This is a genomic window from Streptomyces sp. NPDC050548, assembly GCF_044457385.1.
GTDB lineage: Bacteria > Actinomycetota > Actinomycetes > Streptomycetales > Streptomycetaceae > Streptomyces.
On sequence record NZ_JBITGV010000001.1, the window covers coordinates 285,503 to 298,286 of the forward strand.

The window sequence follows — 12,784 nt, forward strand, 5'->3', positions numbered from 1 at the left end:
CGGCGAGTGGCCCGACGGCACCTCTGCTACTCGTCCGCCGACTCCTCCAGCGCCGTCAGCGCCGGGTCCAGCACGATGTCCTCGTCCCGGGCCTCGATCGTCGGTTCCTCCGGGAAGTGACAGGCCGTCAGGTGGGCCGCGCGATTGCCCTCGATCTGGATCAGTGGCGGTTCCTCGGCCGCGCACTTGTCCTGCGCCTTCCAGCAACGCGTGCGGAAACGGCAGCCGGAGGGAGGAGAGATCGGGGAGGGGACGTCACCGGCGAGACGAATCCGTTCACGGCCCACCGTGTCCTCGTCGCCGAGGTTCACCTCGGGGACGGCGGACAGCAGGGCGTGGGTGTAGGGGTGCCGGGGGCGGGTGTAGATGGAGTCGCGGTCGCCGACCTCGATGATCTTGCCGAGGTACATCACCGCGACCCGGTGCGAGAAGTGCCGTACGACCGCGAGGTCGTGGGCGATGAAGAGGAAGGCGATGCCCAGTTCCTTCTGGACCTCCTGGAGGAGGTTCACCACCTGTGCCTGGATGGAGACGTCCAGGGCCGAGACCGGTTCGTCCGCGACGATCAGCTTCGGTTCGAGGGCCAACGCCCTTGCCACGCCGATGCGTTGGCGCTGGCCGCCGGAGAACTCGTGCGGGAAGCGGTTGTAGTGCTCGGGGTTGAGGCCGACGATCTCCAGCAGCTCCCGGACGCGGCCCTCGCGGCCACCGGACGGGGTGATGTTGTTGATCTCCATCGGGCCCGAGATGATCTTCCCGACCGTCTGCCGGGGGTTCAGGGACGAGTACGGGTCCTGGAAGATCATCTGGATCTCGGACCGGATCGGCGCCAGCTGTTTTCGGCTGGCGTGACTGATGTCCTGGCCGCGGTACGAGATCTTGCCCTGGGTCGGCTCCAGGAGCCGGGTGATCAGCCGGCCCGTGGTCGACTTGCCGCAGCCCGACTCGCCGACCAGGCCGAAGCTCTCGCCCACGTGCACGGTCAGGTCGAGGCCGTCGACGGCCTGGACGGCGCCGACCGTACGGCGGATCGGGAAGCCGCCCTTGATCGGGAAGTGTTTGGTCAGGCCCTCCACCACCAGCAACGGGTCGCCGGAGGCTTCCGGTACCGCGTCGCGCGGGGCGGGCAGGACGAGGTCCTCTGTCATGACGTCTCCTCCTAGCCCAGTCGGGGCTTGATCTCTTCGATGAAGATGGTCTGCTTCTGCTCCGCCGTCAGGTGGCACGCCGAGGCGCGACCGGGGGCGAGCAGCGGGCGTTCGTTCACGCAGCGGGCGCCGCCGACCCGGTCCTGGAATGTGCAGCGGGGGTGGAAGCGGCAGCCCGAGGGCGGGTTCAGGAGGGACGGCGGGGTGCCGGGGATGGGGGCCAGCGGCGCGCTCAGGTCCGAGTCCAGCCGTGGCATGGAGTTCAACAGGCCCCAGGTGTAGGGGTGTTGGGGTGAGCGGAGGACCTCGTTCGTGGTGCCGTACTCCACCGCGCCGCCCGCGTACATCACCATGATGTCGTCGGCCATGTCGGCGATCACGCCGAGGTCGTGCGTGATGAAGACGATCCCCGAGCCGAACTCCTGCTGCAGGTCCTTCAGCAGGTCGAGGATCTGGGCCTGGACGGTGACGTCGAGGGCTGTCGTGGGTTCGTCGGCGATCAGCAGGTCGGGGTCGCAGACCAGCGCCATGGCGATCATCGCGCGCTGCCGCATACCGCCGGAGAACTGGTGGGGGTAGTCCTTCGCCCGTTCCTTCGGGTTGGGGATGCCGACCTTGCCGAGCATCTCCACGGCGCGGTCCCACGCGGTCCGTTTGGAGGCGCCCATGTGTTTCATGTACGGCTCGGCGATCTGGCGGCCCACCGTGTAGTACGGGGAGAGCGCGGTGAGCGGGTCCTGGAAGATCATGGCGGCCTTGTTGCCGCGGATCTTCTCCAGGTCGGGCTCGCGGGCGCTGGTCAACTCCTGGCCGTCCAGGAGGATTTCGCCCTCGACGGTGGTGAACATCGGGTTGTGCAGGCCGAGGATCGTCAGGTTGGTGACGGACTTACCTGAGCCCGACTCCCCCACGATGCCGAGGGTCTTGCCACGCGCGACGTCGAAGGAGAGACCGTCCACGGCGCGCACGATGCCGTCCTCGGTCTTGAAGCTGACGTAGAGGTCCCGCACCGAGAGAAGGGCACCCGCGTCGGCCGGCGAGGGAGCGCCGGCTTCCTTGGTCAATGTGGTCACGAGTGCTCCTAGGCCAGCCGCACGCGCGGGTCGATGAAGGCGTAGCAGGCGTCGACGATGATGTTGAAGAGAAGGATCATGGAGGCGGAGAAGATCATCACGCCGAGCAGCAGCGGCAGATCGCTGTAGAACACGGCCTGTACGGCGAGTTGGCCGAGACCCGGCAGGCTGAAGGTGTACTCGGTGATGATGGCACCGCCGAGCAGCGCGCCCAGGTCGATGCCGAAGATGGTGACGATGGGGATCAGCGAGCCGCGCCAGGCGTAGCGGAAGAAGACGTATCTGCGGGACATCCCCTTTGCCTTGGCCGTACGGACGTGTTCCTCCTGGAGCTGTTCGATCATCGCCGAGCGCGCCATACGGGTGTACTGCGCGGCGAAGATCGTGGACAGCACCACCCAGGGGATGATCAGCCCCGAGAACCAGGTGATCGGATTCGCGGTGAAGTCGTTGTACGCCGGCTTGTCGAAGATGTGGGTCTGGTAGACGAGCAGCGCCAGTGCCAGTGGTCCCAGGAAGTAGATCTGCATCGAACTGAGCACCATCGCCCCGGCCGTGGCCGTCTTGTCGATGAGCGTGCCGCGCTTCCAGGCGGCCAGCAGACCGGTGCCGAGACCGATGACCAGGAAGAAGAACGCGCCACCGAGGGTGAGCGAGATGGTGGTGGGCAGCCGGTCGGTCAGCGTGGCCCAGACCTGGTCGTTGGTGTGGTACGAGTACCCGAAGCACGGGGCGGGGCACGGGCCTTGGGCGAAGCCGTTGCTGCCCACGACGAGGTTCTTGAGGAAGATCCAGTACTGCGTGGTGATCGGCTTGTCGAGACCGAGCACATGGTGGATGTTCGCGAGACTGGTCGGATTGCAGGTCTTGCCGCACATCAGCAGCCCTGGATCACGTGGCATCCCGAAGAACAACACGAACGTGACGATGCTCAGCAGGAACAGGATGACGACGGCGCCGAGGAACCGGCGGACGAGGAAGCGCAGCATGACAGGGGCAGCTCTCTGACGTCGGCGGGCCGCCCGGCACCCGGTGCGTCGCCGCGGAGGCGACGGGAGCACCGGGTGCCGGACGGACGGCGGTTACTTGACGAACAGGCGACGCGGGTCGACGCCGCCGATGACGTCGTCGTAGACGAGGCCGCCGACCTTGGAGCCGGCGATCTGGGTCTGCTTGTAGTACGCGGTCGGGACGAAGGCGACGACGTCCTTCACGAGGTACTCGTCGATCTTCTCCCAGGCCGCCGCGGCCTTGACCGGGTCGGTGATCTTGTTCGCCGCGTCGATGTCGGCGTTCACCTTGGGGTCGTTGACCTGCGGGTAGTTCTGCGCACCGTCGGCGATGACGCGTCCGTCGTAGAGCGGCGGGATGACGGTCGAGGCGGACGGCCAGTCGGCACCCCACGCGCTGTGGAAGATGTCGTAGTTGTTGTTGAGCTTGCTGACCTGGTCGTAGTAGGTCTCGGCCGGGATCTCCTGGCGCTGGACGTCGAAGCCGGCCTTCTTCAGGCCCGCCGCCATGGCGGTGGAGTACTGCTGGCCCTCGGGGGTGTTGATGTAGCCGAAGGTAAGCTTCATGTTGAGCTTGCCGGCCTTCTTCAGCAGCGCCTTGGCCTTGGCCGGGTCACCGGCGGGGTTCTTCTTCTTGCCCCACGGGTCGAACGCGGCGTTGTAGCCGGAGACGGTCGGGCTGATCGTGCCGCCCGCGGTCTCCATGGCGTCGGTGCCGCCGTAGGCGCGGAGGAACGGCGTGACCGGCAGCGCGTAGGCGATGGCCTCGCGGACCGTCTTGTCCTTCAGGGCCGTGTGGCTCAGGTTGATGTTCATCTGGCCGACGTACGGCTGGTAGCCGGAGATCGTGCGGGACTTCAGCTTCGGGTCCTTGAGCACGCTGGACAGGTTGCCCGCGTCGACCTGGTTGTTGAAGCTGAGGCCGGCCTGGTCGGCGCCGCTGTCGGCGAGGAGCGCCTTCGTCGAGGTCTCGTACTGCTGGTTGAACGTGAAGTTGAACTGGTCCACGTACTGGTTGCGGATCGGGTCCGTCTTCGGGTCCCAGTTGGTGTTCTTCACGAGCACCATCGACTTGCCGGACTTGAACGACTGAATCTTGTACGGGCCGCTCGTGACCGGGGCCTTGTCGTACTTGACCTGGGTGTCACCCTTCGCGGACACGACGGCGTAGCCCGCCATGGCGAGGGCGTACGGCAGGTCGGCGTGCGGGGACTTGAAGTGGAAGATGACGGTCTTGGCGTCCGGGGTCTCCAGGACGGTGCTCGGCAGGTGCTTGCCCTTGTACGGGCCGTCCGGCAGGAGCTTGCGGTAGTCGACGCCGGAGGTGTCGGCCATCCACTGCTGGAGGTAGGTCGGGCCCTGGTTGACGAAGGTCGCGAAGAGCCGCTCGAAGGTCTGGCGGAAGTCCGTGGACGTGATCGGAGTGCCGTCCGCGAACTTTATGCCGTCCTTGAGGGTGTACTTCCAGGTCTTGCCGCCGTCCGAGGGGGTGCCGGAGTCGGTGGCGAGGTCACCGACGACCTCGTGCGTCTTGCCGTTGCTGCTCGCCTTGTAGCCCGTCAGGCCCCGGTGGATCAGGGTCGCCAGCGAGCCCTCGTCGGAGACGTAGATCTGGGCCGGGTCGAGGTGGGCGTAGCTGTCACGCTGGAGCACCTCCATCGTGCCGCCCGCCTTGGCGCCCGGTACGGCCGCGGCCGGTCCGGTGGAGTCCGCGACGTTGCCGAACTTGATCGACTTCTGCTGTCTTGCCGCGTTCTCCTTGTCCTGCTTGTTGTTGTCGTTCGCGTCGCTGCCGCCCTTGCTGCAACCGGTGAGCACAAGAGCCCCGGCCGCGAGCACGGAGAGCGCGGCGTATACGTGGCGTCCGCCCCTACTCATCACTCAGTTTCCACCCATCTGTGTGTCACCAGTGCACAAAGGAATTCCCGTGCTGGATCGCCGTGCTGGTTTGCTGTGCTGTGTTGCCGTGCGGTATCGGGCGCGGACGCCCACCAACGGACGGTCAGCGTGCCGTCTTGGGATCGAAGGCGTCCCTGACCGAGTCCCCGAGCAGGTTGAAGGCCACGATGAAGATGATCATCGAGACGCCCGGGAAGAACATGTAGGTGATGTCGTTCGACATCACGAGTTCGGTGGACGCCTTGGAGAACATCTGTCCCCAGTCCGGCGTCGGTTCGACGATGCCCACGCCCAGGTAGGACAGTCCGGCCTCGGCGGTCACGAAGTTGGGCAGCATGTACGTGGACTGCACGAGGATCGGCGTGACCACGTTCGGCAGGATCTCTTTGCTGATGATCCGCCAGGGCGAGGCGCCGCTGACCCTGGCCGCCTCGATGAACTCCCGTTCGCGCAGCGCCAGACTGGTGCCGCGCAGGATCCGGGCGAGGCTCATCCAGCCCAGGAACCACTGCACCGCGATGAGGGCCACGACACGGACGTAGGTCGGTGTCTCGTCGGTCGGGCTCACGAAGAGGGAGACCACGACCGGCATGCTGGCGATGAAGAAGAGCTGGGCGGGGAAGGCCAGCAGGAAGTCGATGACCCGGCTGATGAAGTAGTCGGACCGTCCGCCGAGATAGCCGGCCGCGACACCGAGCAGGATGCCGGTGAGCACGGTCGCGATCGTCACGCAGACGGAGATCATCAGCGAGGTGCGGATGCCGTAGATCAGCTTGGTGAACACGTCGTAGCCGTTGCCCGGTTCGAGGCCGAACCAGAACTGGCTGCTGATCCCGCCGTTGGGCTGCAGCGGCACACCCGCGCTGTCGAAGAGCTCGGGGCGTTCGTCCGCGTACACGGTGTACGGGTCCTTGCCGTACAGCTTCGAGATCAGCGGAGCGAGGAGTCCGACGAGGAAGAAGAAGCCCACCACGTAGGCGGAGACGACGCCGGTGCGGTCGCGCTTGAAGCGGATCCACATCAGCTGGCCGGGCGACCGGCCCTCCAGCTTCTTGACCTCGGGTTGGGTCTTCGGCCCTGGTTCGCCGTCGACGACGACCGAGGTTCCGCCGCCCTCAATGTCGATAGGACTTGTCACTGTTCGCCCATTTCACAGGTGTGGGTGTGCCGAGCGGGCGATCCGCGCAGGGTGTGCGCGATCGCCGGTCGGTTCCAGGAGAGAGGTTCGATACGTGCCGGGCGGCGGGAGATCCCGCAGCCGGACGCGCGTAGTTGAGCGGCTGCACTAGGCTGCCGGCCGACTCCTCAGAGCCAATCTCCGCATGGGCGGCCGAAGTTGCTACTGACGGACGGCGTGTCCCACCTGGCGTTCATGACACCACGCATGGGGCTCCTCCTCATGACTCCACGTGTTCACCAACAGGAGGGGGTTGACGCCTTTCCCCCGTCACCCCTGACGGAGGGTCAGACACCCCCTGGTGCTCGCGAGTCGGCGCCGTCCCCACGGCGCGGTGACCCATTGACCCGAGCGTTACGCGGCTAACTATCTGCCATGCGCCAGGTGCCGACCACTGTCTTTAAATCTCAATTCAGTCACAGCTGACGCTCACATCTTCCAAAATCCGGACAAAGGGTTTGGCGAAAGATGCCTGCGAAACGGACTTGTTACACAACTTTCGGACACGGCTCTCCGCATTGCGGACGAACGGAGGAGAAAATCGCTTGCTTCCGGCGGCCGGAGGATCAACCTCCAGGTCGCAGGCCGGAAGAGCGTCGGACGGCCGGAAACGCCGGTCCGCATTCGGACGACTTTACCGAGACACAACCATGGGCACAGGTCCCGGGGTGTCCATGGCGAAATCATAGGGAAAACCCTGTGTAGCCCGTCGTGCACTTGTGCCGGGCGCGGCCAACGCACCGAGCCCGGGCACCCCCAGAAGGGAGTGCCCGGGCTCGGTCGGGCCGTGGCGGTGCGTCAGCCGTGCTTGGCGCGGCTCGCGGAGCGGCCGCGCTCCTTCTGGTCGAGGACGACCTTGCGGATGCGGACGGCCTCCGGGGTCACCTCGACGCACTCGTCGTCGCGGCAGAACTCCAGGGACTGCTCCAGGGAGAGCTTGCGCGGCGGCACGATCGCCTCGAAGGAGTCGGCGGCGGCCGAGCGCATGTTGGTGAGCTTCTTCTCCTTGGTGATGTTCACGTCCATGTCGTCGGCGCGCGAGTTCTCGCCGACGATCATGCCCTCGTACACCTCGGTGCCGGGGTCGGTGAACAGCACACCGCGCTCCTGGAGGTTCGTCATCGCGAACGCGGTGACGGCACCGGCGCGGTCGGCGACCAGCGAGCCGTTGTTACGGGTCGTCAGCACACCGAACCACGGCTCGTGGCCCTCGTGGATGGAGTGGGCGATGCCCGTGCCGCGCGTACCGGTGAGGAACTCCGTACGGAAGCCGATGAGACCGCGGGAGGGGACGACGAACTCCAGGCGGACCCAACCCGAGCCGTGGTTGGACATGTTGTCCATCCGGCCCTTGCGGACACCCATGAGCTGCGTGACCGCGCCCATGTGCTCCTCGGGCACGTCGATCGTCATGCGCTCGACCGGCTCGTGCACCTTGCCGTCGATGATCTGCGTGACGACCTGCGGCTTGCCGATGGTCAGCTCGAAGCCCTCGCGGCGCATCTGCTCGACCAGGATGGCCAGCGCCAGCTCACCGCGGCCCTGCACCTCCCAGGCATCGGGACGCTCGGTGTCGAGGACGCGCAGCGAGACGTTACCGATCAGCTCGCGGTCCAGGCGGTCCTTGACCTGACGGGCCGTCACCTTGCGGTCCTTGACGGCCGCCTTCGCGGAGGCGCCCTTGCCGGTGCCGCCGCGGCCGACCAGCGGCGAGGTGTTCGTACCGATGGTCATGGAGATCGCCGGCTCGTCGACCGTGATGAGCGGCAGCGCGATCGGGTTCTCCGGATCGGCCAGGGTCTCGCCGATCATGATGTCCGGGATACCGGCCACGGCGCAGATGTCACCGGGGCCCGCCATCTCGGCCGGCTTGCGGGTGAGCGCCTCGGTCATCAGCAGCTCGGTGATGCGCACGTTGGACATGGTGCCGTCGCGCTTGATCCACGTGACGGTCTGGCCCTTGCGCAGCTCGCCCTGCTCGACGCGGAGCAGCGCGATACGGCCGAGGAAGTTGTCCGCGTCCAGGTTGGTGACGTGCGCCTGGAGCGGGGCCTCCTCGTCGAACTCGGGGGCCGGGACGTGGGACAGGATCGTGGAGAAGAAGGGCTCCAGGCTGTCGCTGTCCTGCGGGACCGTGCCGTTCTCCGGCTTGGTCAGCGAGGCGACGCCGTCCCGCGCACACGCGTAGACGATCGGGAACTCGATCTGCTCCTCGTCCGCGTCCAGGTCCAGGAAGAGGTCGTAGGTCTCGTTGACGACCTCGTCGATCCGGGAGTCCGGGCGGTCCGTCTTGTTGATGCAGAGGATGACGGGCAGGCGCTGCTGGAGCGCCTTGCGCAGCACGAAGCGGGTCTGCGGCAGCGGGCCCTCGGAGGCGTCGACGAGCAGCACCACCGCGTCCACCATCGACAGACCGCGCTCGACCTCGCCACCGAAGTCGGCGTGGCCCGGGGTGTCGATGATGTTGATGGTGATGACATCGCTGCCATCCTTGGGGTGGTACTTCACGGCCGTGTTCTTGGCCAGGATCGTGATGCCCTTCTCACGCTCCAGATCGTTCGAGTCCATCATGCGGTCGTCGAGCGATTCGGCGGCGTGCGCAGCGAAGGCACCGGCCTGCTTCAGCATGGCGTCGACGAGGGTCGTCTTCCCGTGGTCGACGTGGGCGACGATTGCGACGTTGCGGATGTCGTGGCGCGTGGCCATATTGCGGCGTACTCCCGGAGAGTGAGGAAGGCCTGCGCGTACGTCTGTGTTACGCGGACCCTGCCGGGCTGGACACGCCACGGCCTTACCCCATCGTACGTGGCGTACGGGGAAGGGGCCTCCGCAGGGCTGCCGCAGGGCTGTCGCGGACGCCCCCGTACACCTCAATTCTCGCTCAAGTCCCTTGGATCCCACTGACCGCGCCGATGTAATTTGACGTGGCCCTGCCGATGGCGGGGCAATGCCGTGGCACAGCCGTCCCGTGGGACGGCCATGCCAATTTCGGAAACGGGGAAAAACCATGGGGAAGAGACTTCTGTCTCTCGCGGCGGTCACCGGGCTCGCGACCGCTTCGGTCGTGCTCGGACCGGTCTCGGCGGCCAGCGCACGGCCCGTCATCTGCGAACCGGGGCACAAGGCCGCCACCTGGACGAGTCTGAGCAACGCCTGGGTGATCACCCACGCCAAGCAGATCAACATCGCTCAGGACAGCACGGGGACGTACACGAAGACGGCGACGTACCGCAAGACGGTCACCTCCGGACGCGAGGTGACGGCCGGTGCCAGCTACTCGGCGAGCTGGGTGATCTCCAGCATGGACGCCCACATCTCGGGGACGCTCACCAAGTCCGGTGAGAAGACCAAGGAGACGAGCGAGTCGGTCACCTTCAACTTCAACAAGCCGGGGACCTACGTCGTCTTCAGCGGGGTCAAGAAGGCGTCCGGCTGGTACGACGCCAAGACCTGCAACAACGGGGGAACGGGCTTCATCAACAAGGGTTCCGGCAAGGGGCACAGCTGGAACATCCAGACCGAGGGCGCGGTCAAGTGCACCGAGAGCCCGGCGTCGGGAACCGCCAAGCGGGCGGCGAAGGCCTACTGCTGATCTGAGACCGCGAACGTGGCCGGACCTCGGCGGAGGTCCGGCCACGTTCGCGTTGTACGACTCCCGTGCCGCTGAGCGCGCGGGACCGCTATCGGCCCGACGGGCTCGCCGAGGGGTGGGCCCCCTTCTTCAGGAAGCCCATGTCCTCGTAGACCGGGGTCTGGAAGCCGAAGGAGCCCGCGTTGACGATGGTCCTGCGGGCGGCGGTGAGCTGGGGGCGCTGGTAGAGGGGGATGGAGCCGGCCGCCGCCCAGATACGGGCGTCGGCCTTGCGGACCAGGGCGGCGGACTCGTCCTCGTCGAGGGTGGAGGCGGCCTGGTCGAAGAGCTGGTCGACCTGGTCGGTGCCGACGCGGGTGTAGTTCTGCTCGACGTTCAGGGAGCCGTCCGCGGCCGGGACCGGCTTGGCGAAGATCGGGCGGGCGTCGGTGGCGGGGTAGGCGGACGCGGGCCAGGAGTAGAGGGCTAGGTCGTACTGCCCGGACGCGATGTGGTCCTTGAAGTAGCTGTCGTCGGAGACCTTGGTGATCTCCGTGCGGATGCCGACCTTCTCCAGCATGCGGGAGATGCTGTCGGCGACCGCGCTCAGCGACTCCGAGCCGGTCCCGGAGGGAAGCACGAAGCGGAGGGTGAGCGGCTTGCCGTCCTTGGCGAGCGTGCCGGTCTTCGCGCCGGCAGGGGCGGCCGTGCCCTTCGGGGCGTACGCGCCGGGCGCCCCGCCCTGCTTCACCTTGCGGCCGTCGTACTGCTTGCCGTCGGCGAGGTGCTTGGAGCCCTCGTCGCCGTGCCCGTGCTTCTTGGTGTGGTCCTGCGGGTCCTTGTTGTCCTCGCCGACGATGTACTGCCCGTCGGAGCCGCCCTCCGACGCGGCCTCGTCGTCGGCCTTCTTGCCCTTCTTCCCCTCGGCGCCGGCCGCCTTCTCGCCCTTCTCCTTGACCGGTCCGCCGGCCACCCAGCCGGCGTCGGTGAGCAGCGCCTGTGCCTCCGCGGTGTCGTGGTCGCCGAGCGCGCCGCTGTTGTCGGCGTACGCGGCCTGTCCGGCGAGCGCGAGATGGCTGCCGACGGGCACGGCGGGCAGGCCCAGCGGGGTGAGGACGACCTTGGCGAGTGCCTCCCGGTCGAGCGCGCGGGCCACGGCACGCCGGACGCGTTCGTCGGCGAGGGGGCCTTCGGAGCCGTTGAGGGCGAGCTGCGTGTAGGCGGGCTCGAAGGAGCGGCGGACGGTGAAGGCCCTCAACTCGTCCTGCTGGCGCAGGTACTTGGCGAGCGCCTTGCGCTCCTTCTTGCTGAGCTTCTTCTCCTTGGGGCTCTCGCCCTTGTTCTCGTCCTTGCTCTCCGGGTCGCCCGTGGCGCTCGCGCTCGCGCCCTGGAGCGGGGTGCCGGTGCCCTTGGCGCGGCTCGCGAGCGCGATCCGGCTCGCGTCGACGGGGTCGATGGTGGCGAGGTCGACGGTGCCGTCGGCGAGCGCGGCGGCCCGCTTGTCGAGGGGTACGGCGGCCAGCACGAGTTGGGAGAGCTTCGCGGGCCGGCCCCACCAGTGCGGGTTGCGCGCGAGGACGATCTCCTTGTCCTTGCGGTCGACCTTCTGCACGGCGAACGCGCCGGCGGTGACCTTCAGCTTGCGCCGGGCCCCGTCGTTGAAGGCATCCGGGGTGCCCATGACGTCCTTGGGGTACAGCGGTGAGAACAGTGACTTCCAGTCGGCGTACGGCCTGCTGAAAGTGACCTTGACCTCAAGGTTGTTGGCGCCGCGCTCGATCTTCTCGATGCGGTCGTAGCCGGCGTTGCGCGCGGTCCAGTACGCGGAGTCCCTGCCGGACAGGGCGCGCCACTGGGCGGCGAAGTCGGCGGCGCCGATCTCGCGGCCGTCGCTCCACACGGCCTGCTGGTCGAGCTTGTAGAGGACGACCTGCTTGGGCGAGGTGTCGACGACCTTCGCGGACTCCAGGTAGTCGGCGTCGCGCTGCGGGCGGCCCTGCGCGTCGAGCCGGAACATGGCGGGCAGGACGGCCTGGGCGACGCGGGTGGTGGCGTCGTCGGCGTCCGACTGGAAGGCGTTGAGGGTCTCGGGCACGTCGTCGACGGCCCAGCGCAGGGTGCCGCCGTCGGCGACCAGGTCGCGCGCCACGGGCGCGATGTCCTGTCCGGCCAGCGGCTTGCCCGACTCGTCGTCCGAGCTGCACGCCGAGAGGGTGGGCACCGCGAGCGCGCCCGCGGTGAGGAAGGCGACCGAGCGCATGACCGCGCGCAGTCTGACGCCGTCGTGGGACATCACTGCTACCTCCGGTAAGCCGCGGGCTTCTGATCGCTTTTGGTGGTATATGGAGCTGATCAGATCTACGCGGCCACTGAAGAGGAAACGGTTCGGCCTTACGGGACGACACGGCGAGGGGCGTCGGGAAGCCCACCCGTGCGGCGCAATGTTCGAATCTGCCCCCGTACACACCAACGCACCCCGGCCAATCCGTGCACACCGCTTCCCACCGGCAGGTGTGACGCGCAACACTCGCAGGCGCATGAACGTTGCCGTCCAGGGCCGACGCCCACGGAAGCGAGGTCACGTCATGTCCGTGCACGACGAACTGACATCAGTCCAACGCTGTCTTGAAGACCTGTTCAGGTCGGTGGGACGGCTGGAGAACCAATTCGGCAGCGGCGGCCTGGAGATGCGCAGGGTCAAGGCCGACGCCGACCGCCTGCGCGAGAGCGTCGCGCTGCTGCGCGACGCCGCACCAGGGATCGAGCGCCCCAAGCGCCCCGATCTCGTCCCCATCTCCGACGCCCCGTACGACAACAGCCTGTGGACGGACACGGACGACGAGGGACTCGGCGCCCATCACGGCCCCGGCCACTGAGCGTCCCTAGAAACCGACCGGAGTCTTCAA

General features: G+C 67.3%; 9 protein-coding genes. 2 read left to right on the plus strand and 7 right to left on the minus strand.

Going from position 1 to position 12,784, the window contains the following annotated elements; translation table 11 throughout:
* Nucleotides 1-26 precede the first annotated feature (26 nt).
* The 6 genes from ACIBJH_RS01310 to typA form a co-directional block, all read right to left on the minus strand.
* Nucleotides 27-1,148 (minus strand): ABC transporter ATP-binding protein, encoded by a 1,122-nt coding sequence (locus ACIBJH_RS01310; RefSeq protein WP_399114795.1) that lies wholly within the window; start codon nucleotides 1,146-1,148, stop codon nucleotides 27-29.
* Nucleotides 1,149-1,159: 11 nt separating this feature from the next.
* Nucleotides 1,160-2,221, minus strand: coding sequence for an ABC transporter ATP-binding protein (locus tag ACIBJH_RS01315; RefSeq protein WP_399114796.1), 1,062 nt, complete (start codon nucleotides 2,219-2,221; stop codon nucleotides 1,160-1,162).
* Between the two features lie 8 nt (nucleotides 2,222-2,229).
* The gene (locus ACIBJH_RS01320; protein WP_399114797.1) at nucleotides 2,230-3,210 is read right to left on the minus strand and encodes an ABC transporter permease; all 981 of its coding nucleotides are present in this window, start codon (nucleotides 3,208-3,210) and stop codon (nucleotides 2,230-2,232) included.
* A gap of 93 nt (nucleotides 3,211-3,303) precedes the next feature.
* The gene (locus ACIBJH_RS01325) at nucleotides 3,304-5,109 is read right to left on the minus strand and encodes an ABC transporter substrate-binding protein (protein ID WP_399114798.1); all 1,806 of its coding nucleotides are present in this window, start codon (nucleotides 5,107-5,109) and stop codon (nucleotides 3,304-3,306) included.
* Between the two features lie 124 nt (nucleotides 5,110-5,233).
* Nucleotides 5,234-6,268, minus strand: a complete 1,035-nt coding sequence (locus ACIBJH_RS01330; protein ID WP_399114799.1) for an ABC transporter permease — start codon at nucleotides 6,266-6,268, stop codon at nucleotides 5,234-5,236.
* 837 nt (nucleotides 6,269-7,105) lie between these two features.
* Nucleotides 7,106-9,013, minus strand: coding sequence for a translational GTPase TypA (typA, locus tag ACIBJH_RS01335; RefSeq protein WP_399114800.1), 1,908 nt, complete (start codon nucleotides 9,011-9,013; stop codon nucleotides 7,106-7,108).
* 301 nt (nucleotides 9,014-9,314) lie between these two features.
* Here typA and ACIBJH_RS01340 point away from each other — a divergent pair, with 301 nt between their 5' ends.
* Nucleotides 9,315-9,899, plus strand: coding sequence for a hypothetical protein (locus ACIBJH_RS01340; RefSeq protein ID WP_200713304.1), 585 nt, complete (start codon nucleotides 9,315-9,317; stop codon nucleotides 9,897-9,899).
* Nucleotides 9,900-9,987: 88 nt separating this feature from the next.
* Here the strand turns inward: ACIBJH_RS01340 and ACIBJH_RS01345 are convergent, their stop codons facing one another.
* Nucleotides 9,988-12,171 carry an ABC transporter family substrate-binding protein gene (locus tag ACIBJH_RS01345; protein ID WP_399114801.1) on the minus strand — a complete coding sequence of 728 codons (2,184 nt, stop codon included), beginning with the start codon at nucleotides 12,169-12,171 and terminating at the stop codon, nucleotides 9,988-9,990.
* Between the two features lie 292 nt (nucleotides 12,172-12,463).
* On the opposite strand from ACIBJH_RS01345, the gene ACIBJH_RS01350 reads away from it, so the two are divergent.
* Entirely contained in the window at nucleotides 12,464-12,754 is a 291-nt protein-coding gene (locus tag ACIBJH_RS01350; protein ID WP_399114802.1) for a hypothetical protein, read from the plus strand.
* The last annotated feature ends 30 nt before the right edge of the window (nucleotides 12,755-12,784 follow it).